Below are 22283 nucleotides of genomic sequence, written 5' to 3' on the forward strand. Positions count from 1 at the left end.
CTCCACTCCTCGGACTGTGCCCGCGGGCCGGGGGGACTGCCCCGGCCCCGGGGCGCTGCGACGGCGTCGGCCCGGACTGATCCCGCCGCGGGCGCTCAGTCCGCCTGGGCCCGTTGGCCGCGCAGCATCAGCGCGGTGGCACCCGCCTCCGTCCAGAGCGTCTTGCCGATCACCAGGCCGCCGTCCGCCTCGCGCTCCAGGTCCACCGGACCCAGTCCGCGCAGGCGTCCGTCGTCCGGGTGCAGCCCGCGCGCGCGCACGTCCAGGGCCCCGTCGCCGAGCAGCTCGCTGACGAGCTTCGGGTCGAGGCGCACGAGGCTCGTGCTGACGACTCGGTCGCGCCGCTGCTCGTCGAATCCGACCACATAGTCCGGGCAGGGGATCAGCTCGAGCAGGCCGGGAGTCTCGAAGCGCAGGGCCACTGCGCCAGCCACCTCGACGCCCTCGAACTTCACGCGGCCGCCGCGACCGTCGACCCACAGGCTCGTCGGCGTGCGGGCGTACTCGACTTCCTTGCCGCCCGCGAGCACCAGGCCCGACTCGATCTCATCCGAGATCAGCAGGCGCCCGTTGCCCGGCAGCGTGACCCGCCGCCCGCCACCGACGTCCACGGTCCAGGGCTGGGAGGTCAAGTTGGCCCACACGCGCGTGCCGTCGACCCAAGTCACGATCAGCCGCGTGTCGCCCACCCGCGGCACGCGGCCCTGGGCCAGGTAGCCTTCGAGGGGTACGAGCCGCTCGCGCGAGTCGACGTAGCGCACCTGGTCGAGCACCATCCCCGGCGAGGTCAGGTGCGCGCGGGTGGCCGCCGTCGACCACCAATCGCGCACCACGTCGCCGGGCTGGGTGCGCGCCCACCACCAGTAGTAGCCGGCCAGCCCGTAGACGGTCCCGACGGTCATCACCAGGTCGCGGTCCGTGGGCTCGTAGCGGCCCTCGGAGAAGTCGCGGTCGGGGAAGTGGAAGATCGCCGGGTTGCCCAGGCCCGCGTGGACGAACAGCGGGTGCAACCGGCGCAGGCGGTAGTCCGGCACGATCGGCACGTACTTGCCGAGGGTCTTGGTGCTCCCGGTCTCGCTGACCATGCCGGGCATGCCGGTGATCACGTCGACCACCCCGGCCCAATGCAGGTTGCCCATCTTCAGCGAGCCCTCCCCCGCCACCGGCGCGCCGTGCACCCGGCGCAGGATGTCGAGCACCTCGCCCCAGCTCTCGATCGCCGCCCGCAGGCTGCCCCAGTCCGGGTTGGTCGCGTCGAGGTCGACCGTCGGGAAGGTGGCCGTGATCGAGTCGGAGTAGGTACCTACGGTGTCGAAGGCGCGGTGGAACTGGGTTTCGATCAGCGGGGCCAACTTGACGGCCACCGACGGCTTGAGGCGCACGCCGCTGCCGCCGTAGAAGGGCTCGTCGCTGCCATCCCAGTTCAAGGCCGAGGCGTTCGGCATGCGCTCGTCGTTGAAGACCCAGTTGTGACCGACGCCGAAGTCCCAGCCGGCCTCGCCAGCCGCGCGCCGCACGTCGGCCATGCCCTCCATGCCGCCCCACTCCGCATTGGGCGGCATGACCTGGGTCGGATAACCCACGTCGTAGCCGTCGCGCTGCCAGTGGCGCATCCAGATCACCAGGTCGCGCAGTCCACAGGCGTTCAACAGCCGCAGGGCGTGGGCGGCCTCGTCGAAGGGTGTGAGGTTGTAGTCGAGGTAGAAGCGCTGACCGGTCCAATCCCGCGCCGGCGACGGCGGCCGGCGCTGGCTGGGCAAGACATCCAGGAGCTGATCGGACCAGGTGATCCAGATGCGCTCACGCAGGGGCCGATACTCGCCCACCGTGCTGGGCCAATAGCGCGCGTGCTGGGAGTAGTAGAGCTCGCCGTCGAGACCACGCGTGTTGGGGTCGCGGATCTTGATCTGCGACGCGCCGGAGAGGACCGGGTCGAACCAGGCCGAGAGGAACCGGATACGTCCGTCCACCAGGCGCACCACCGCCACCGACCCGTTGTCGTGATACGGCACCTGCAGCACCTGCGCGGTGGCGCCGGCGGGCAGAAGCGAGCGCAGGCCACCCAGACTGACGTCCTTCGCGAAGCCGCCGCTGACCTCGACCTCCATCGAGCGCCCCTGCGCCCGCCAACGAATCTGCAGGCCCTTCTCGTAGGTGACGAGGATCGCGTCACGCACCTGCTCGACCCGGTCGACCTGGCGCTTGTCCTCGCCCGGATCGATGATCGCGTTGAACAGGGGCTCGACCGCCGCGCCCTCGTCCTCGATGGTCAGTACCGCCAGGGGCGTCCCGCCCTGGGGTCGCACGCGCCAGCGGAAGGCGGCCTCGCGGTCGTCGACCGAGAACTGGCCTTCGCCGTCCTTCAGCCGCACCGAGGTGCGAATCCCCTCGCGTACCGCTCCCGCGGGCTGCACGGCGTGCACCAGGTCGAGCAGCGAGAAGGCGCCCTCATCGGATTCGGCCAGGGCGGACTCTGGCCCCGCGGGCGGCGCTCCCCGCCCACTGCGTCCGGCCGCCGGACCCTGGGCTCCAGCGGCCGACGGGGCGGCGCAAAGGAACACGGTCGCGACAATCCAGGCCAGGCGCATCGCACGATTCTCGGCCGAACGCGGCCGGCTGACAATCACGCTCGTGTCACAGCCGAGCGGGCCCTCGGAACCCGGGTCGGCGAACACGGATCTCAGTAGTCCCGGAAGTACCGCACGGCGGAGCCGAGGATCACGCCGTCCAGGTTGAGGTCCTTGTTGGCGCCGGCTTCGTCGCAGTACATGAGCGCCCCGTCGACCCCGTCGGTACGAATCGAGGGTCCCGGCCCGGCGTCCAGGATCGAGGTCAACACCGGCGAGCAGGTCACCAGGGGCGTGCGCACCAGGACTCGATCGGTCGCGTCACCGTCCAGGTTCCAATCGCGCCCGTCCGCCTGCTCGCTGACGCGCACGAAGGCGCGCCCGAAGGCCACGACCACCCCACCGTCCATGGGCTCGGTCGCATAGCCCAGGCCGGAGGCGACCGAGCTGTTGTAGGTCGGGCTGTAGCGGACCCAGATCGGAATCGCGTCGGTCTGATCGGCGACGAAGAAGTCCTTCACCTGCGCGTTGCAACCGACGTTGAGGTTCAGCCCCTGCGACGATTCGAGCAGCTCCGCACGCAGTCGACCGGCCTGGGTCACCTCCATGCGCGCCAGCCCCAGCTTGAGCCCAGTGGGCCCGTCGGGGTCCAGGTGCGTCAGGTTCCAGGAGGTCGACGAGCCGGGGAAGACGCGACCGAGCCAAGGCAGGGCCAGGGGCGAGCCGCCGACATTCACCGTGGTGTCGATGGCCGCGAACAACAGCGGCTCCACCGCTGTCAGGCCCAGGCTCTCACCGGGCACGGCCGTGTCGACGGGGTCGTAGAGGTCGGGGCCGTCGACGGCCACGGTCGGATCGTCCAGGGGCGCCCAGCGCACGACGATGTCGTCGGTGGGCCCGTCGCCGGTCAGGTCGCACCCGCCGGCGCCCAGGTCCGACTCGCGCGAGAGGGTCACCAGCCAGTTCTCCATCAACAGCAGCTTGATGGCGCCGGCGAGCTCGGTGTTGGTCGTGCTGGCGATGGTGCCCGCCTGCCACTCGAGCAGGTGCAACACGTCGTCGACCGTGTCCGTGTCAGCCGGGCAACCGGCCGGTACCGCCGCGATCGACGGGTTCAGGTTCACCGCCCCCTGCTGGGTCTCGGAGACCAGGCACAGGACGTCGAAGTTCCCGTCGGAGACTTCGCGCGCCGCGAAGGGCGCGTCGGCCGCGGGCTGGGCCAGGCCCGTGCCCACCACCAAGGGCGGCGAGGCGTCGACCTCCACCAGGGCCAGCACCGCGGTGTCGCCCCCGTCCAGGTCCCCGTTCAGGTCGCCCTGGCCCCCGGCGGCGGTCTCGTCGATCGCCAGGCGGATCAGGCCGCCCTCGCGCGCCACCAGCTGCACCCGCACCGTGCCCAGGGTCACCCCGTCGGTGTCGATCTCGACCGGCAGGTCCGGGTCCGCGATGTCGATGTAGCGCAGGTTGGTGCCGTTGACAGCGATCGGGTCCGCGTCGACCGGGTACCAAAGGCGCGTGCCGGCGGCGACCAGGCCCAGGGGCGAGTCGGGGTCGATCAGGTCGACGAACTCGGGCTCGGACAGGGAGAAGTTCCAGTGCAGGAGCACCAGCTCGTCCATGCCGTTGCTGTTCCAGTCCTGGTTGTTCGTCTCGTCGACCACCAAGTAGACCTGGTCACCCAGGATCTCGATCTCGCGCGGCGCCGCCCCCAGGTTGCGCTGGGCGCCGTCTGAGAAGCGCAGGGCGATCGCCACCCCGTCGTCCATGTCGCCGTCGTCATTGAGGATCGTGCCGCCGGCCTGGGTCGCCTCGTCGGCCTTGAAGACCGCCAGGTTGCCGCGCACCCGCGCGCTGCCGTCGTCGACGCCGACGTAGCCCGTCGCGCGCACTTGGAAGGCGCCGTTGGAGTTGCTGCCGCTGCAGGCCGCGAGGCCCAGGACGACGAGCAGCCCAGGGAGCAGGACGCACGCCTTGGGGGTGGATTGGGTCTGCTCGGTGCTCATCGGGCCGAGCAGTGTAGCGGCGACCCCCGGCGGAGCTGCACCGCGCTTGCGAGGCTGGGATCGGACATCGATCCGTAATCGAACGGGACTGGCCGGCGGGGGCTTCAGGCGCGACCATGCGCCGGTGACGTTCCTGCTCGCCTCGGCGCCCCACGCAGACACGTTCGGCTACTCCATGCCGCCCCCCGGCCTGCTGCGCCTCGGGGGGGAGCTGCGCCGACGGGGGCTGCCCGTGGGCCTCGACGACCTGGCCTTCGCCCTGGCCCGCGGGGAGCTGCCCGGGGACGCGGAGCTGGCCCGGGCCTGCGCCGACCGCCTGCTGGCGCGGAAGCCGGCCGTGGTCGGCCTGTCCGTGATGGGGGCGACCCTGCCCATCGCCCTGGCCATCGCGGACCAGCTCCGCCGGCGAGCACCCCAGGTGCCGGTGTGGCTGGGTGGTCCGGGGGTAACCGGGGTCGACGTGGCGCTGATCGAGCGCTTCTCGGCGGTCGGCCTGGTGGCCCGCGGGGAGGGCGAGCGCACCCTTCCCGAGCTGCTCGGACGCCTGGCCGAGGGCGCCGGCCCGGCCGGGGTCGCGGGGGTCACCTGGCGCGCCGCCGATGGCCGCGCGGTGCGCGAGCCCGACCGGCCGCCCCTGGCGGACCTGGACGAGGTCGCGCCCTACGCCTGGGACCTCTTGCCGTCGATCGCCGAGTACAAGGCCCTGACCGGCGAGGACGAGGGCCTGGTGCCGATCGACTCCGGGCGCGGCTGCGTCTACGACTGCTCCTTCTGCACCATCGGGCGCTATTGGAACCGTCGCTCGCGGACCCTGCCCGCGCCGCGCCTGGCCGAGGAGATCGCGGCCCTGGCCGCGATCCCGGGCGCGCGCAACGCCTACCTGTGCCACGACATCTTCGGTGCGGACCGGCGCCACGCGTTGGAGCTGTGCCGCTTGCTCGAGGAGCGTGACGCGGGCGTGCCCTGGGAGGTGCGCGCGCGCATCGATCACCTGGACGACGAGCTGGTGGGCGCCATGGCCTCGGCCGGCTGCTACCGCGTGCTGCTCGGCGTCGAGTCGGCGGACGGCTCGGTTCGCAACCGCAACGGCAAGCGCATGGAGGAGGGCTTCGACGTGGTCGAGCGCGTGGGGCGCCTGGGCGACGCGGGCATCACGCCGATCCTGTCGTTGATCTTGGGGCTGCCCGGCGAGGGTGAGGCGGAGCTGCGCGCGACCTGCGAGTTGGCCCTGGCCTGCAGCCTGCGGACCGGCGCGCAGCTCTCGTTCCACCTGGTCAATCCGCAGCCCGGTTGCGGCCTGGGCGAACAGCAGGGAGCGCGCTCGCGTCCGGTGGTGGGCATTCCGCCGGACATGGCCCTGGGCGCGGGCCTGACCGAACCCGAGCGCGAGCTGATCGAGGCGCACCCGGACCTCTTTTCGACCTGGGCGCTCTTGACCGACCTGCCGGGCGGCGTGGAGCACCTGCGACGGCTGCACGCCCTGTCCCAGGGTCTGCCGCCGCTGTTGATGCGCTACCCGCGCAGCTTCGCCCTGGTCGCCCGCCGGCGCGGGCTCGATGCCCTCGACCTGTTCGATCACCTCGTGGCGACCGGGCGCAGCTTCGAGAGCCTGGCGAGGAGTGAGCGCGACGCTCTGGTCGACGACTGCCTGGCCTGGGAACAGGCGCAGTTGCGCGCCGCGGTGCTCATCGCTGGCGACGGGCAGAGGTCCTGCGGCGCGCCGCGCCCGGCGGGCGTGCTCTTGCGCGCGCGACACGACCTCGCGGCCCTGGCCGGGGCCCTCCGCGCCGGCGGACCGATCGATCCCGTCACGCGAGCCTGCGATTACTTGGTCGCGGCCGACGAGCGCGGGACGCGAACCCTGGCCGTGTCCGCCGACGTTGCGGATCTCCTGGGCGAGCTCGACGGCCGCGACGTCGAGGCCCTCGAGGCGCAGCGCGCAGGCTTCGGCCGCGCGCTCGAAGCCCTGGCCGCCAAGGGCCTGGTGCGACTGCCCACGAACATCGACGCCGCCCTGGCGACGTCCAGCGAAACCGGAAGACCGAAGAGCAACCGATGATCCGCCAGGCCGACTTCCCCGTCTCGCTCGTGTTCCCGCCCCAGGGGCACTTCACCCAGCCCTACCTGGCCCTGCCCTGCCTCAAGGCGCACTTGGCTTCGGAGGGCTTCGGCGACGTGGAGCTGATCGACGCCAGCATCGAGGCCTACGACCGCTTCCTCTCCGCCGACTACCTGGCGGCCGCGGCCGAGCGCGTGGACCGGCGCCTCGCTCTCTCGAGCTTCGAGGGGCGCGAGCAACTGGCCTTCGAGGACCTCGAGGCCTTCCGCGCCGCGGCCGAAAGCGCGGTCAGCGCCGCCAGCCTGATCGACGAGGTCGAGGACGCGAAGGCGGTCGTGCGCGGCGAGGCCTTCTGGGACGCGGACCGCTACGTACCGGCGGTGCGCACCCTCTACCACGGCCTGCGCCTGGTGTCGGCGTCCTGGTTCCCCAGCCAGCTCACGCCCCACAACTTCACCATGCGCTACGCCAACGACCACTCGGACCAGGTGCTGGCCGCGACGTTGGACGAGGCGGAGAACCCCTTCATCGAGCACTTCCGCGCCACGCTGCTGCCCCGCCTGGTCGCGCGTCGGCCGCGGGTCGTGGGCCTGTCGGTGATCTACGGCAGCCAGTTGATCCCGGCCCTGACCCTGGGGCGGATGATCAAGCAGGCCCTGCCCGATTGCCACGTGACCGCCGGCGGCGGGTTCCTGGCCTACATCGGCGAGAAGCTGATGGGGGCGCCCGGGATCGGCGCCTGCCTGGACTCGATCATCTTTCACGAGGGCGAGGCGCCCCTGGCGGCGCTCTGTCACGCCCTGCGCGAACAGCCGCCGGGGACGGCGGTGGACCTCTCCGAGATCGGGTCGCTCCTGTGGTTCGATCGTCGCGACGGAGCGGCGCACCCGGTTCGCAACGCCCCCGCCCACCCGATCAAGCTGGACGAGGCGCCGATCCCCGACTTCGACGGCCTGCCCTTCGAGAAGTACTTCAGCCCCGAGGTCGTGATCCCCTACGACATCAACCGCGGCTGCTACTACGGCGAGTGTGCCTTCTGCACCCTGCCCACGGTGATCGGCCCCGGCTACCGCACGCGCTCGGCGGCGCACATCGTCGACCACGTGCTGGCGCTCAAGGAGCGTTACGGCGTGCGGCACTTCAACTTCATCACCGACTGCATGCCGCCGGGGATGATCGCCGACCTGCCGACGGAGCTGATCGAACGCGAGGCGGACATCCGCTGGTGGTGCGATGCGCGCGTCGAGCCCAAGGCCTACGACCGCGAGGGGGCCGAGCGCCTGTACGAGTCGGGCTGCCGCAAGTTGCTGTTCGGCTTCGAGACCGCCACGCCGCGCCTGCTCAAGATGATGCAGAAGGGGCAGAGCCTGAAGTCGACGGTCCAGGTGGCCGAGAACTGCGCCGCCGCCGGCATCAGCGTCACCTTCTACGCGATGGTCGGGTTCCCCTCCGAGACCCGCGAGGAGGCCCGCGCGACCCTCGACTTCCTGCGCCAGCACGCGGGCACCGTGCGCGAGGTTTCGCTGCAAACCTTCCACATCGACGAGGTGGCCCTGACCTACCGCGACCCCGAACGCTTCGGCATCCGCATCCTCGACGAGCCCGGCGCCGACCTGCAGCTCTACCACGACTACGAGTCCGAGTCGGGCATGACCCAGAACGAGGCGGCCGAGATGTTCGACGAGATGATGAGCGGCCTGCGCGCCAGCCTGCCGCTGTTCTCGGGCGACAACATCTTCTGGTTCATGCAGAAGAGCCACTACTTCCTGCACCTGGCGCGCGACGTCAAGCCCGACGCCTTCGAGCGTGCCTGCGCCGAGCGCACCGCGCGCCGCGCGGCCGGCAGCGCCGACCCGAGCCTGCGCGTGGTCGACTCCCTCGAGCTGGTGGAGCTGCCCTTCCGCTACGGCGAGGTGATCGAGACCCTCGGCCACCCCCTGGCCCGCGCCGTGCGCCCCGACTTCCTCACCGGCCGCTTCGTCGCCGGCGCGCGGGACGAGGCGGCGGCGGTGTTGGGATCGATCGCCCCGCGGCCGAGCGTGCTGGCCTACGCCGGCGGCGGCGCGACAGAGTTCGTGGGCCTGACCGCTGACGGCGCACGGGTGCTGGAAGCCATCGCCGAGGCCGGCGACTACGGCGCCCTGCGCGCGTCGCTGCAAGACCAGGGCGAAGCCGCCCTGGCCAAGCTCGACGCCTTTGCGACCGAGCTCAACCGCCTCGGCCTCTTGCGCGTGCCCACCGCCGATCCCAGCGAGCTGAGCCCCGCCCCGGGCACCCCACGCCGATCGAGCGCCACGCCCTCCAACGCCCACTCCCCCCGCCCCTGACCCCCAACACCCCCGAAGGCCCCCATGTCGCAAAAAGACACCGACGCCGCCAAGGAACGCAAACCCGGCGCCCCCCCCACCTCCCCCGACGCCAAACGCCCCTCCAAAGCCCCCCTCGACCTCGAGAACCTCGATCTGACCGTGGAGCAGGTCGACGAGCGCATCAGCCCGCGGGAGACGAACGTGTTCGACAAGTAGGGCGCGCGGGGGCGACTTGCGAATCCGGGTTGCGCGACCCCGAATTCCGGGGTCGACTTGGAAGTTCCAACCACCCGCGGGATCGCCCCCGGTGGCCCCATGCTCCCCCCCTCCCTCAGATCCGCCGCCCTCGCGGTTGCGCTGGCCGTCTGCCCCGGTGGCGTGGCGTTCGCCCAGTGTGGCGAGACCCTGGCCGCGGACTCGCCGGGGCTGATCGACGACCACTTCGGCGAGTCGATGGACGTGCACGGCAAGCGCCTGGTCGTCGCCGCGCCGCGCGACGGCGACGCGGGGCACTGGGCCGGCGCGGCCTGGGTCTTCGAGCGGGTCATGGGTCAGTGGCAGCTCGAGCAGAAGCTCGTTCCCACCGACCTGCCACCCGGCGCGGTGTTCAGCCACGCCCAGGTGGCCCTAGAGGACGAGTGGCTCTTCGCCGCCTCCGTCTGGGAGCCGACGCCCGACCTCAACGGCGACCGCGGCGTGGTGCGCGTCTACCGGCGTGACCAGAGCGGTTGGCAGCCCTTCCAGAAGCTGTGGCAACCGGGCACGGGCGCGTCCTCCGGCTTCGCCGCGCGGATCGAGGCCGACCAAGACCAACTGGTGGTCAGCGCCCGAGGCCAGCAGAAGCTCTACCTCTACGGCTTCGACGGGAGCCAGTGGGTCCTGCGCCAGGGCCTGACCGACCCCGAGCCCGCCGCGCAGGGCGATTGGCTCGGCGTCGACGTGGCCATGGACGACAAGTGCCTGGCGACCTCCAGCGTGCGCGAGGTCGACGGCGACGGTGTGGTCGGCAACAGCCCGGCGCGGCTGGTGGTCTACATCTTCGAGCGCGGCTTCCAGACTTCGAACACTGACGACTACGGCTTCCTCGGGCGCATCGACTTCGCCGCGTCTCAAGCTCTGCAACCGGGCGCCCTGACGATTCGCCACGACAAGCTCGCGGTGCAGGGCATCGTCAGTCCCGAGAGCCAGGAGGCGGAGCTGCACCTGTTCGACATGAGCCTGGGCGCCGAACCCTTCCAACGGCTGAAGCCACCGGACGGGGTCGACGTCGAGTTCGGGCGGTCCCTGGCCTTCGCCGGCGACGACCTCTTGCTGGTCGGCGGGCGCGGGTCGTCCGTCCTGGGGCCCATCGGACGCGCGGTCACCTTCCGCCAGACGCCTCTGGGTTGGCAGGCGGAGTCGGAGTTCCGGCCCCTCGCCACCGACGGCTCCACCAAGTTCGCGACCAAGGTTCGCGCCAAGGGCGACGACGACCTGTTCGTGGCGTCGCGGATCTACCAGGGACCCAGCATCACCGGCGAGGTCCACGTCTACGACGCCCTGCAGAGTCCGTCACTGCAGGTCGACGTGTCCGACGTCAGTCTCTCGGCCGGCGGGGTGCAGACCCTGAGCCTGCGCTGCTGCGACGACCTCGCCGGCTGCACCTATCTGGTCCTGGGCGCCCTCAGCCTGCCCCCGGCCGACGCCGGCATCGCCCTGGACGGCAGCCACCTGCCCCTGGTGATCGACATCTGGTTCCTGACCACCCTGGCCCAGGCCAATGCGGGCATCTTCTCGTCCACGGTCGGGCTGCTGGACGCCAAGGGCGAGGCCCAGGCACAGATCCAGGTCCCGGCGGGCTCCGATCCATCCCTGGCCGGCATCGAGCTGTTCCACGCGGCCCTGGTGCTCGAGGCCCCGGGGAGCGGGCGGGTGCTGTCGACCACGGTTCCGACCCGGCTCGGGCTCGCTCCCTGACGGGAACCGCCAAGCCGGTCGCAAGTGGATCGCAACCGCGTGCAGCAGCCGCGCTAGGGTCGGGTGGGATGAAACCGGCCCCCGTCCTCGTCAGCCTGCTCGGCCTCGTCGCCAGCCAGAGCGCCTTCGCGGCGGCCTCGATGGCGTGGGAGCCGGCCGCGGCGGTCTGCACGACCGCGCCGCGGCCTAGCCCGAGCGCGGGTCGCGCGACACGACTGATCGAAGCTTGGGGCAACGGCTCCGAGCAAACTCGCGCGCGGGTCTCGCCCGAGCTGCTCGCGTCGACCATCGACGCCATGCTGCGCGAGGAGCGCGGCGACGACCGGCGCCGGGCCGATGTGGCGCTCCTGACCCTGGCCGGCGTCACTAGCCGGCTCGAGGCCACGCCGCACGACCTGCGACTGCGGCGCGAGGTGATCGACGGGTTGATCGCGCGCAAGGGCGGGCGCGGCGGCGACGGCTTCCGCGAGTTCGTGCTCGCCGACGTGCTGCTGTTGGGCGCGAGCATGCCCACCGAGACTCGCCGGGGCGCTTGCATGGCCCTGGCCCTCGAGCGCACACCCGCCGCGCTGCTACCGCTGCTGTCCGTCGCCCGCGATCCCGACCTGGAGCTGCGCGCCGCCGCCCTGGTGGCCCTGACCGGGTGGCCGGAGCGGGGTGTCGGCGAGGGCTTCGTGCGCGCTGTCGTCGACGCGCCGGCTGCTCACCAGGGACGCTTCATGCAACTCGCCCTGGGTCACCTGCACGCCCTGCACTCGAGCGGGACCTTCGACCTGGCCTGGCCCGATGACCTGGGCCTGTCCCTGGGCGATGAGGTGCTCGGCCTGACCCTCGACCGCGACTGGCGCCGGGCCTCGCCGGCGGTGGCCCTGGCGGCCTTCGTGCCGGCGGAACGCTCCGTGCCCGTGTTGATCGAAGCGCTCGGTGTCTGGACCCGGCGCGAGGGCGAAGCCGACCGCGCCGCGGCGATCCCGGGCGCTCGGCGCCTGCGCTTCGAGTGCGCCGACACCCTCGAGTCGCTCACGGGCCGCCCGATCGGCCCCTCACCCGAGCGCTGGCGCGACTTCTGGAGCGCCGTGCGCGAGGGCACGCCCCTGACGGCCGCCAACGGAGCCGACGGGAGCCGCGCGACGGTAGCTTCCTTCTTCGGCCTGCGACTGCGCTCGGGGTCGGTGGCCTTCGTGGTCGACGCCTCCGGTTCGATGGAAGCGAGCCTGCCGAATGCCCGGGGGGACTACGGCACCTCGACCCAGATCCCCACCCGCTTCCAAGCGGCCTCCGGGGAGCTCTTGGACGTGCTCGCGGCGTCGCCGGATCCGACTCAATTCGGTGTGGTGCTGTTCAGCGACCAGGCCGTGAGCTGGAAGGGTTCGCCGACGCGCGCGGACGAGGACAGCCTGCGGCGACTGCGGTCCTGGCTCGGCGCACGCCATCCCGATGGCGGCACCCAGCTGGCCACGGGGCTGCACGAGCTGATCGACAGCGTCGACGACCTGCACGAGCTCGAGTTCGACACCGTAGTCGTGCTCTGCGACGGCGAGACGACCGAGGACGGGACCTGGGCCCGCGATTGGCTGCTGCGCTTCAACCCCGAGGCGCAGCTTGTCTTCCACTGCGTGCAGATCGGCGGCGCGCGGGCCGACGCCTTGCGCGCCTTGGCCTCGGGCACCGGCGGCAGTTTCCTGCGCGTCGAAGGCTGACGTCCGCCACGGGCCGCGCATCGGCGGTCACGTCCCGAACGGTCACGTCCCGAACGGTCACGTCCCGAACGGCCACGTCCCGAATCGGGATAGGGGCCGGGGAGTCATCGCCTCCCCGGAGCCCCTCCCACACCACCGGGCATACGGGTCCGTACCACGGCGGTTCGAAGATTGAGGTCACGGCGCCAGTTGGGGGAGCCCCAGCTGGGCGAAGTGGGAGTTGCGAAGGATGAGGTGGACTCGGTGGCAGGCGTTCCACCACCAGCGGTGGGTCTGGGCGGCGACTTCGGCGGCCACACGCGTCGAGGCTCCTCGAAGGCGTAGCTCGCGGAACACCGTTCGCCCGCGCTTCCACTGGTGGAGTTGGAGCGCCCGGAGGCGCCTGCGGATCCACTGGTCGAGGGTGGCGAAGAGTCTCGGCGTCGCGGCCAGGGCGAAGTAGCCGTGCCAGCCGAGCAGGTAGCTTCGCAGCTCCCCGATGACGTGGCTCAGGCTTCGTCCTGCGTGGCGACGCGTGATCTGCCGCACTCGATCCTTCATCTTGTCGAGAGCTTTGCGGGCCACCCGCAGACGTACGGTCTTCCCCGGAGCCACCCACATCGAGTAGCCCAGGAAAGGTCGGTCCCATGCGGGGGCCACGGCGCTCTTGGCCTCGTTGATGCGCAGCCGAAGTCGGCCAAACAGAGTCCGGAGTTGGCCGAGCACGCGTTCTCCCGCTCGTTGCGAGCGGACGAACACTCGGGCATCGTCCGCGTAGCGCACGAAGGCGTGTCCGCGGACCTCCAGCTCCTTGTCGACTTCGTCGAGCAGCACGTTGGCCAGGAGCGGTGAGAGTGGGCCGCCTTGCGGCGTCCCCTCCCAGCGCTGCATCAGCACTCCGTCCACCATCACGCCGGATTGCAGATAGCGACGGATCAGTCTCAGGACGCGGCGGTCCTCGATCCTCTTGGCGAGCTTTCCCATCAGCACGTCGTGATGGACTCGATCGAAGAACTTCTCCAGATCGACGTCGACCACGACTCGGTGTCCGGATTGGACGTGTCGCGTCGCCGCCCGAAGGGCGTCGTGGGCGCTGCGTCCCGGTCGGAAGCCGAAGCTGTGCTCGGAGAAGGTCGGGTCAAAGATCGGTTGAAGGACCTGCAAGAGGGCTTGCTGGATCAGACGGTCGAGCACCGTCGGAATCCCCAGTTCGCGGGTGCCTCCCCCGCTCTTGGGGACCGACTGCCGCTTGATCGGGGCCGGGGTGTAGGTCGAGTCGAGCAAGCTCGCTCGGATCCGGGCCCAGTGGCCTCGAAGGTACGGCAGCAGCTCGTCCGTCGTCATCCCGTCCACGCCGGGACTGCCTCGGTTCTTCTTCACTCTCCGCAGAGCGGCTTCCATGTTGCGGCGCTCGAGCACCGCCTCCATCAAGCCGACTGCTCCTGGGCACTCGGTTCCGTGAGCCGCCGTCGGCGCTTCGTCGCTTCGCGGTACGTTCAGGGCTTCACCCCTATCCTCCCACGGGAGCTCCAGTTGCCTGGACATCTGACGCGGTTCGCCTTCGAGGTTCATGGGCGTTGAGCCCTTCTCCCCGTTCGGGCCTTCGCCGGCTCGGGCCGACTACTACGCCCTCTGCTGACTTCTCGCTCCGCCAACCGGTGGCGTCGCCCTTTCAGACGTGAGGCGAGATCTCCCTGGGTAAGACAGATGGCCGTCCCCACACAACCGCCGGATTTACGCCGCGTCCCTTTGACCGCAAGAGCTTCGCTGTCACGTGCCAGCTCGCCCTGGTCCGCGGCGCCTCGAATCCGATTCCTGTACGTCGGCCCGTGGGTTCGTTCCACGCTTCCTTCAGACGGACCCTCGCGAGCCCGCCCTTGCGCTTCCCTTCGGTCCCTGCGGCCAGGTTCCGGGGGGACTTTCACCTCCAAGTCATCTGTCATGCCAGGCACACACGGCCGCGGGGCCCCTCCGCCCGAGCGGAAGAGCCCCGCACCGCGCGGCGACCCCCAAGTCGCCGCGGATCCCCGTGTCAGCGCTCGAGGAACAACAACTGGCCGCCCTCGACCAGGTCGTTGTCCGTGAGGCGCGAACCCGCGTTGAACTGGTCCTGATCGTCGATGCCGTGGGCCTGGATGTCGATCAGGAACAGGTGACCGGGCTGCTCGCCGAACAGGGACGAGACGTCGAGGATGCCAGAGCTCTCCCACGCGCCGACCGAGCCGGCGTCCACGTCGACAGCCTGGATCGGATCGACGAGTGAGGCATCGAGCACCACGTTCCGATCGATGTTGGCCACGCGACGTGCGATGCTGCCGGTGGACAGGCGCACGATGCCGGCCTCGTTGGTGTTCACGGCCCCGGGACCGAAGAGCAGCTCCCCGTTCAGGGTGTCCGTCTCGGCCTTGTCCTCTTGGGCGTAGATGAAGCCGTCATCGGCCCAATCGAGGTTGTCAGGCGAGCGCAGGGTGCGCTTCGGGTCGGCGTCGCCGTCGTACACGATGATCAGCGTGCCCGTCCCGTCGGTGGGGTTCACGTCGAGCACGTAGACCGTGCCGAAGGTGTCCACGCCGTCGCCCGTGTCGGGATCCACCGCATAGGTGTCGACGCCGGTCGAGGCCAGGGCGATCTGCGTGCCGTCGGCGGGGTTGGTGGCCACGTCCTCGGGGCGCGAGAAGCCGAAGGCACCGACCTGCTCGGCCTGGATCCACAGGTTGCGCTGGGTCGGGAAGCCGTACTCGTCGAAGCCGGTCGAGCCGTCCTCGGAGGCCAGGGCCGGAATCGGCTTGTTGTTGATCGGGACGAAGCCGCCGTTCAGGAAGCCACTGCCCTTGAACTCCAGGGGCGAGGTCTCACCGGTGGACGAGACCCAGACGAAGAGCTGGCCGTTCTTCAGGCCATTGCGACCGAGGAAGCCGCCGGCGGGGTTCTTCACCCCCACGTAGGCGAACAGCGGCGCAGCCTCGTCGATTCCGTCGCCGTCGGCGTCGAAGGGCGAGGTGTCGTCGGCCAGGATGAAGGCCACCAGATTCGGGTTGCCGATGGCGACGGGGGTGATGTTCTCCCAGGCACCTCGGCCCATGAAGGGCACCTGCCACAGGTCGCCGGTGGCCACGTCCAGGGCCCACTCGGCGCCGCCGATGGGGTTGAAGTTGCCGCCGTCTTCCTCGCCTGTGAAGAAGATCGTGTCGACCAGGCCATAGCTGCCGGCGGGGACCAGTTGCGCAGAGCACAGGCGGCTGAGGCCGGTGAACCCGGCGGTCAGGAAGCTGTTGTCGGTGGCGACCGCTCCGGTGGCGTCGTAGATCTTGTTGATCGCCAGGCCAGCGTCGACGATCTGGCGGCTGGTGCGATCGACGTCGAAGTAGGAGACGCGCGCGCCGGTCAGGGAGAAGCTGCCGCCCTGGCCGTCGTTGACGAGGTAGGGGTAGCCAGCGCCGGCTCCCAACTCGTGGTTGGCGAGCACGCGCACCGTGTTCGCGTCGAGGGCGAAGGCACCGAGCCCGTCGAGCACGCCGGGGGGCGTGTAGTCCCCGGCGGTCAGCGGGTTCAGCGCGCCACGGGTGCCAGTGAAGGTCTGACCGACCGTGAAGAGCGGCGCGGAGACCGAGTAGCCGCCCTGGCCTTGGGCCATGGGCGAGAGTTGGGCGGAGGCGGGCAGGGCGGCCGCGGCGCTGACCGCGAGGGCCAGGGCGGGGGAAGCGAGGACGAGATTCACGTGCGGATCCTTCGTTGACCAGTGCCGATCCCCGCCCGAGCGACCAGAGCTCGGCGTCGGTTCGGCGATGGGCGCAGATGATCCCGATCACTGCTGCCCGGCCATCAATCGCGCGTGGCGTTCGTATCAATGCGCGCGGCACCGTCGCACGCGCTCGGACGCAGCGTCGCTACTCGCTCCGCAGGCGATCGAAAGCGCTGGCGATCTCGACCTGCATCAGGTGCTCGTCATCACACTCGTCCAGCGTCGGCGTCGAAGTCTCGGCCGGATCGTCGAGCGTGCTGTCGTCGACGTCGCGCCCCAGCAGCCCGCGGTCGAGGATCTTGCGCAGCGCTCGGGCGTCGAGGTCGCCGGCTTCGTGGCTTCCTACCGAGGCCAGGAGGGCGGTGCGCTGGTCCCGTTGGACGGCGGACCCGGGCTCGACGGCGTTGAGGGCCGCGGCGGCGCCGAGCAGGGTCAGGATGAGGATGGTGGGCCCGTGCTTCACGGTTCGGATCCCGGTGAGGGTCGGCCCTGACCCGCGGGACACGATCGCGTCCAAGAGCGGGGGCGGGCTGGATGGCGAAGGATCGCCCGCCCCTGCTGGCCTCCGAACAAGGCCGTGTCAGGATCCGATTAAGCGCCGCGAGCTCGGGCTCAGTCGCCCGCAGACCGCTCGTCCAGGGCTGTTCGCCAGCGGCGGTCCAGCTCCGCGATCGAGTCGAGGGCGGCCCTCGAGCGGCCCACCTCCTCGCTCACCAGTTCTGCTGCGGCCTCGATCGTGCGATCGGCAGCCAGGCGCGTGTGGTCGCGGACGTCGGCCACCAGCCGGCGCGCTCGCCAGCCCAGGGTCCCGCGCACCACCAGGCGCGCCATGAAGGCGAAGGCCAGGCCGAGCAGCAGCCCATTGATGAGGAAGTCGAGCCCCACGTAGTCCCCGGCCAGGAAGCCCTCCCCAGCCCGATAGAGCAGCCAACCGGCAAAGGCGTAGATCGGCAGGTCCAGGGCCCAGCGCAGCCAGACGGGTGCGGCCCGCTCGGCGGCCTCGGGCAGGCCCCGGTGCATCAGGCGGCTCCAGGCCTCGGCGACCCCTTCGGTCAGGTCGCGCTCGAGCTGCTCGCGCCCGGGCACGCCCAGGCGCTCGGGCTCGCCGCACAGGCGCCCGGCCCGCACCCGCACCGGACCGAAGTGCTGGGCGTAGCGCTCGGCCACGTCGCCCGACTCGGGACACAGGGTGTCCGCGTCCTCGAGCCGCCGGCGGCCGGTGGCTTCGCGCGCCTTGCCGACCGCCGCACCGCCGACGGCCACGCCGGCCGCCGCCAGGGGATTGCGCCGGGCCAGGGCCAGGCCGAGGCCGGCGCTGACCGTGGACCAGGTTCCGGCGCGAAGGGCCCAGCCCACGGGGCCGTCCCAACGCCGCCCGGCCTCGCCGGCCAAGAGGGAGCTGAGCTCCGAGCGGCGCAGGTCCAGGCGGGCTTCGACCTCTTCGAGCACATCCTCGGCCAGGCCGCGCGTGGCCGCCGCGACCTCGTCGGGCAGGCTGGTCAGGTCCTCCGCGGTCTCGGCGCGGACCTTGGCGACCAGCGCGGCGATCCGCCCGGCCACGCCGATCGCGTTGTGGCGGCGCACGCGCTCCATGCGCCCGGCGCGCAGGAGGTCGCGCAGGCGATCGAGGAAGCGCTCGAAGCCTTCGCCACCGTGGCCCTCGCGCGCGGCGCGGGCGCTGAGCGCGAAGGCGTCCACCGAATCCACTTCCAACTTCGCGCGCGCGACCTCGCGGGCTTGTTCCAGCAGCTCGGCGGTAGCGCGCTCGGTCAACTCGTCCGCGCGGCCGAGCACCACCACCAGCTCGCGCCGGCCGGCGAAGTCGCGCAGGAACTCGACGTTCTTCTCCTCCACCACCGATTGGCGGTGCAGCACCGCCACCAGCACGTCGGCGCGATCCGCCATGGCGCGCACCGTGGCGTGGTGCTCCACGGCGACGCTGTTGGTGTCGGGCGCGTCGATCAGCACCTGGCCGCCGAGCAGGGCGCGCTCGGGGTCGTAGCGCACCACCTTGGGCTGCACGTCGAGCCCGGCCAGCAGCTCGCTCAGATCTGCGTCCAAGGGCGCGAAGACCGTCGGCGTCGAGGTCGTCGGTCGCGACTCGCCCTCGCGCGCGATCTCGGCGCCGGCGAGCGCGTTGAGCAGCGTCGACTTGCCCGCACCCGTCGCCCCGACCAGCACCACCACCGCAGCCGCGCTGACCCGCGCCAACTGGCGATCCAGGTCGTCGAGCAGGTCCTCGAGCTCCAGCGACCGCCGCTCGAGCGCGACCAGGGGCCACAGGCCCTCGAGCTCGTCGTCGAGCTCGCGGCGCAGCCGCGCCAGGCGTCGTTCCCAACCGTTCGCGGTCACGCGGCGTCCTCCTCGGAGTTGTGTTCGGCGCCCTCGAGCAACCCGCGCAGGGCGTGGCTCAGCTCGCGATCCTCGAGACTCGCGCGCAGGAGCGGCTCGCGGGCCGTCGGCAGGGCCGCCGCCAGGAAGGCCTCGGCGAGCCCCCCACCGCGCTCGCCCTGCCACCTGCGTCCGGCCTCGGCCACGATCTGGCTGCCGAGCACGTGGCTGTACTTCTCGAACAGGAAGGTCGTCACCGCGCCGCCCGCCGCTGCGCCCACGTCGGCGGCGAAACCGCCGGTCTTGACGATCACTGCCGCTGCGATGGCCACTGGCAACAGCGTCGCCAGGTCGGCCGCGGCTTGGATGTCCCAGTCGCTGCCCCGTTCGTCGAGGCCCCGCTCGACCAACTCCTCGCAGGCCTTCTGGAAGCGCCCGAACTCCACCGGCAGCTCCGCCAGGGCCGCGCGAGCGGCGTCGCGGCGCTCGCCCGTGGGGCGCGCCAGGTCGGCGTCGAGCAGGTGCGCCAGGGGCGCCGGGCAGTCGCGCCGCGCGGGACTGCGCGCCTCCGCGCCGAGGTCCCGGGCCAGGCTCTCGTGGAAAGCGGGCCACAGGCGCTCGAGCACCTTGGTCTCGACCGCTTCGAGACCGCCGGCCACGCGCTCGGGCTCGGGGGCCTCCTTCATCAGGCCGATCGCTCGCGGCAGGGCCTCGAGCCGCACGCGCAGCCCCTGCAGCCCCGCGCGCCAGCGGCGACTGACGCGGTTGGACCGCCGATCGAGCACCGCTCGGAAGGCGGCCAAGAAGGGTCCGGCCGGCATGGCCTCACCTGCGATGCGAAAGCCCAGGTCCCGCGCGGCCTGACTGGCCTGGGCCACGACCTTGCCCGCGCGCAGGGCGCGCTCGTCGAGCCGGTCGGCGATCGCGACCACGTCGTCGCGCAGTTGAGCCAGGGATGCGTCCAGGGCGCTGCGCTTGAGCTCGCGCAGGGCGATGGTATCGGCCAACATTTCGGCCAGGGGCCGACCGTCGGGCCGCGCGCCCTCGCGCGCGATCAAGGGCCGCTCCCCGTCCATCACGCCCGCGTCGTAGGGCGCGCCGAAGATCGCCAGGGGAGCATGGCCCACGTCCTGGGCCAACTTGGCCGCGTGCTCGTCGACCAGCTCCGGCCGCGCCGCCTCGTTGTAGACCAGGATCCACGGACGACCGTGGACCAGCCAACGGCGCAGGTACTCGACCACCTCGGCGTTCTGGTAGGTGTGCCGCGTCACCACCACGATCACCACGTCAGCCACCGCCAGCAGGGCTTCGCTGGCCGCGCGGTTCTCGCGCGCCACCGAGTCGAAGTCCGGCGTGTCGATCAGGAGCACGGACTCGGGCACCTGGGCGGACGCGGTCAACAGGAGCTGGGCAGGGCGCTCGGGCGCGCGGGTGGGCAATTCGGAGTCGGATTCGGTGTCCCAGGGCACCACTTCGAAGCGCCCCCAAGCCTCCATCTCGGTCAGCTCCCGAGCCAGCGGCGCCCGGGCCGCCCCGACCAGTCGCCGCGTCGCGCCGCCGGTAGGCAGGGACGGACTGACGACAGCGCCGGCGAGGCCGTTGAACAGGGCGCTCTTGCCGGCGTTGTTGGGCCCGACGATGCCGGCCACCACTGCGCCGCCGGCGGCCGCCGTGCGCGGGAGCAGGTCGCGTTCGAGCCGGTCCTGGGCCCGCCCCACCGCCTCGTCGTCAGCCCCCTCCGGCACCCGGGCGAGGGCGTCGCGCAGGGCACGTAGGCGTTGGGCGAGATCGAGGTCCATGGACGGGGGGAGCCTATCGGAGGTCCGCGGGGCGAACCATGGACCATTCCGAAAGGGCCCCGGCGCCTTCCGAACGATCGGAGGCCGCCCCCCACTGAAGAGAGGCGGCCTCCGGTCTGTCCCCGCTCCCCGTGGCTCTGCAGGAGCGTCGGGTCAGGGGGTCGGGCTCACTGCTTGTCGCAGGCCTTGGCGGCGGTGCAGCAGCCGGCGTCTTCGACCACGTCGGCGACCTGCTGGGCCTTGGGGGCGACGGCGGCGACCTGGGCCAGCTGCGCGCGCAGGACGACCGCGCTCGAGGAGACCTGGGCCAGCTCGGCGCGGACCTGGTTCAGGCGACCACGCACCTGGACGATCTCGGCCTGGATCGGGCAGCCGCTCGCCTTGGACGAGCACTGGGCCTCGTCAGCGACGAGCTCGGCCTTGGCTTCGGAGCAGCAGCCGGCAGCCTTGTCGGCAACCAGCTCAGCCTTGCCCTCGTCGCAACAGCCCGAGGTCTTGTCGGAAACCAGGGCAGCCTTCTCCGAGCAGCAGGCCATCGCGCCGTCGCACTCGGTCATGGGCGCGGCGACCAGTTCGGCCTTGGCACCTTCGCAGGCGGTCTTGGTCGAGCAGGCGGGCGCGTCGCTCACTAGCTCGGCCTTGGCACTGTCGCAGGTCGACTTGGTCGAGCACGCGGGCGCGTCGCTCACCAGCTCGGCCTTGGCGCTGTCGCAGGTCGACTTGGTCGAGCACGCGGGCGCATCGCTCACCAGCTCGGCCTTGGCGCTGTCGCAGGTCGACTTGGTCGAGCAGGCGGGCGCATCGCTCACCAGCTCGGCCTTGGCGCTGTCGCAGGTCGACTTGGTCGAGCAGGCGGGCGCGTCGCTCACCAGCTCGGCCTTGGCGCTGTCGCAGCTCGTCTTGGTCGAGCACGCGGGCGCGTCGCTCACCAGCTCGGCCTTGGCGCTGTCGCAGCTCGTCTTGGTCGAGCACGCGGGCGCGTCGCTCACCAGCTCGGCCTTGGCGCTGTCGCAGCTCGTCTTGGTCGAGCACGCGGGCGCGTCGCTCACCAGCTCGGCCTTGGCGCTGTCGCAGCTCGTCTTGGTCGAGCACGCGGGCGCGTCGCTCACCAGCTCGGCCTTGGCGCTGTCGCAGCTCGTCTTGGTCGAGCACGCGGGCGCGTCGCTCACCAGCTCGGCCTTGGCGCTGTCGCAGCTCGTCTTGGTCGAGCAAGCGGGCGCGTCGCTCACCAGCTCGGCCTTGGCGCTGTCGCAGCTCGTCTTGGTCGAGCAAGCGGGCGCATCGCTCACCAGTTCGGCCTTGGCGCTGTCGCAGGTCGACTTGGTCGAGCACCCGGGCGCGTCCGACACGAGCTTGGCGCTCGCGCTGTCGCAGCTGCCGCCGGCGAGGGTCGACTTCAGCTCGGCCAACTCGGCGCGGGCGGCGACGAGGCGCGCTTCGGCGACGACCAGCTCGCTCTTCAGCGAGGCCAGCTCAGCCTGGGCCAGGGCGACCATGTCGACCTCGACCACTTCGGCGACCAGCTCGGCCTTCTGCGAGTCGCAGGTGGCGGTGGCATCACAGGGCAGAGCGTGGGCGCTGCAGCCCTCGTCCTCGGTCACGACGTCGGCAACCAGCTCGACTTGTTTGCTGCCGCAGGCGGCGGCGGCGTAGGGACATTCCTGGGCGGCGGCGGGAGCGGCCGCGAGGGCCAACAGTGCGATCGGAAGTAGAGCGAGTCTCATCAGTGTCGAAGATCGGTTCTGGAGAGCCGGGATCCTGAGGATGCCCGCGGCTCTTGTGGGATGGTGAGCGGCTCGTGCAGTACGGGACCGGAGCAGCACGACTGCCGCATCCAG

The 22283-nt window shown here is 71.4% G+C and carries 13 protein-coding genes; 5 read left to right on the forward strand and 8 right to left on the reverse strand.

The window, feature by feature from the left end; genetic code table 11:
- Window positions 1-95 precede the first annotated feature (95 nt).
- Together Pla133_RS17285 and Pla133_RS17290 are read right to left on the reverse strand one after the other, a co-directional pair.
- Window positions 96-2588, reverse strand: a complete 2493-nt coding sequence (locus Pla133_RS17285) for a hypothetical protein (protein WP_145067508.1) — start codon at window positions 2586-2588, stop codon at window positions 96-98.
- A 92-nt stretch (window positions 2589-2680) separates the two neighbouring features.
- The gene (locus tag Pla133_RS17290) at window positions 2681-4570 is read right to left on the reverse strand and encodes a hypothetical protein (RefSeq protein WP_145067510.1); all 1890 of its coding nucleotides are present in this window, start codon (window positions 4568-4570) and stop codon (window positions 2681-2683) included.
- Between the two features lie 124 nt (window positions 4571-4694).
- Here Pla133_RS17290 and Pla133_RS17295 point away from each other — a divergent pair, with 124 nt between their 5' ends.
- The 5 genes from Pla133_RS17295 to Pla133_RS17310 all read left to right on the forward strand — a co-directional run bounded on the left by Pla133_RS17295 (window position 4695) and on the right by Pla133_RS17310 (window position 12594).
- Window positions 4695-6629, forward strand: coding sequence for a B12-binding domain-containing radical SAM protein (locus Pla133_RS17295; RefSeq protein WP_145067512.1), 1935 nt, complete (start codon window positions 4695-4697; stop codon window positions 6627-6629).
- On the forward strand, window positions 6626-8956 hold the full coding sequence (locus Pla133_RS17300; RefSeq protein WP_145067514.1) for a B12-binding domain-containing radical SAM protein: 2331 nt from the start codon (window positions 6626-6628) through the stop codon (window positions 8954-8956). Before Pla133_RS17295 ends, Pla133_RS17300 begins: the two co-directional genes overlap by 4 nt.
- Window positions 8957-8980: 24 nt before the next feature.
- The gene (locus Pla133_RS26450) at window positions 8981-9154 is read left to right on the forward strand and encodes a hypothetical protein (RefSeq protein ID WP_419191655.1); all 174 of its coding nucleotides are present in this window, start codon (window positions 8981-8983) and stop codon (window positions 9152-9154) included.
- Window positions 9155-9253: 99 nt separating this feature from the next.
- Window positions 9254-10894 (forward strand): FG-GAP repeat protein, encoded by a 1641-nt coding sequence (locus tag Pla133_RS17305; protein WP_145067516.1) that lies wholly within the window; start codon window positions 9254-9256, stop codon window positions 10892-10894.
- A gap of 68 nt (window positions 10895-10962) precedes the next feature.
- Window positions 10963-12594, forward strand: a complete 1632-nt coding sequence (locus tag Pla133_RS17310) for a VWA domain-containing protein (RefSeq protein ID WP_145067518.1) — start codon at window positions 10963-10965, stop codon at window positions 12592-12594.
- 177 nt (window positions 12595-12771) lie between these two features.
- On the opposite strand, the gene ltrA is transcribed toward Pla133_RS17310, so the two are convergent.
- From ltrA to Pla133_RS17345, 6 genes are all read right to left on the reverse strand, one after another.
- Complete coding sequence (gene ltrA / locus Pla133_RS17315) at window positions 12772-14145, reverse strand: group II intron reverse transcriptase/maturase (protein WP_145067520.1); 1374 nt, start codon at window positions 14143-14145, stop codon at window positions 12772-12774.
- Window positions 14146-14605: 460 nt separating this feature from the next.
- Window positions 14606-16291: a PhoX family protein gene (locus Pla133_RS17325; RefSeq protein WP_145067524.1), complete on the reverse strand. Its 1686-nt coding sequence runs from the start codon at window positions 16289-16291 to the stop codon at window positions 14606-14608.
- Window positions 16292-16460: 169 nt separating this feature from the next.
- Window positions 16461-16778 carry a hypothetical protein gene (locus Pla133_RS17330; RefSeq protein WP_145067526.1) on the reverse strand — a complete coding sequence of 106 codons (318 nt, stop codon included), beginning with the start codon at window positions 16776-16778 and terminating at the stop codon, window positions 16461-16463.
- Window positions 16779-16927: 149 nt separating this feature from the next.
- Window positions 16928-18667, reverse strand: a complete 1740-nt coding sequence (locus Pla133_RS17335; RefSeq protein WP_145067527.1) for a dynamin family protein — start codon at window positions 18665-18667, stop codon at window positions 16928-16930.
- On the reverse strand, window positions 18664-20445 hold the full coding sequence (locus Pla133_RS17340) for a GTPase (protein ID WP_145067529.1): 1782 nt from the start codon (window positions 20443-20445) through the stop codon (window positions 18664-18666). Before Pla133_RS17340 ends, Pla133_RS17335 begins: the two co-directional genes overlap by 4 nt.
- Before the next feature lie 167 nt (window positions 20446-20612).
- Window positions 20613-22169: a hypothetical protein gene (locus Pla133_RS17345; protein ID WP_145067531.1), complete on the reverse strand. Its 1557-nt coding sequence runs from the start codon at window positions 22167-22169 to the stop codon at window positions 20613-20615.
- Between the last annotated feature and the right edge of the window lie 114 nt (window positions 22170-22283).

Source organism: Engelhardtia mirabilis, from assembly GCF_007748095.1.
Taxonomy (GTDB): Bacteria; Planctomycetota; UBA1135; order UBA1135.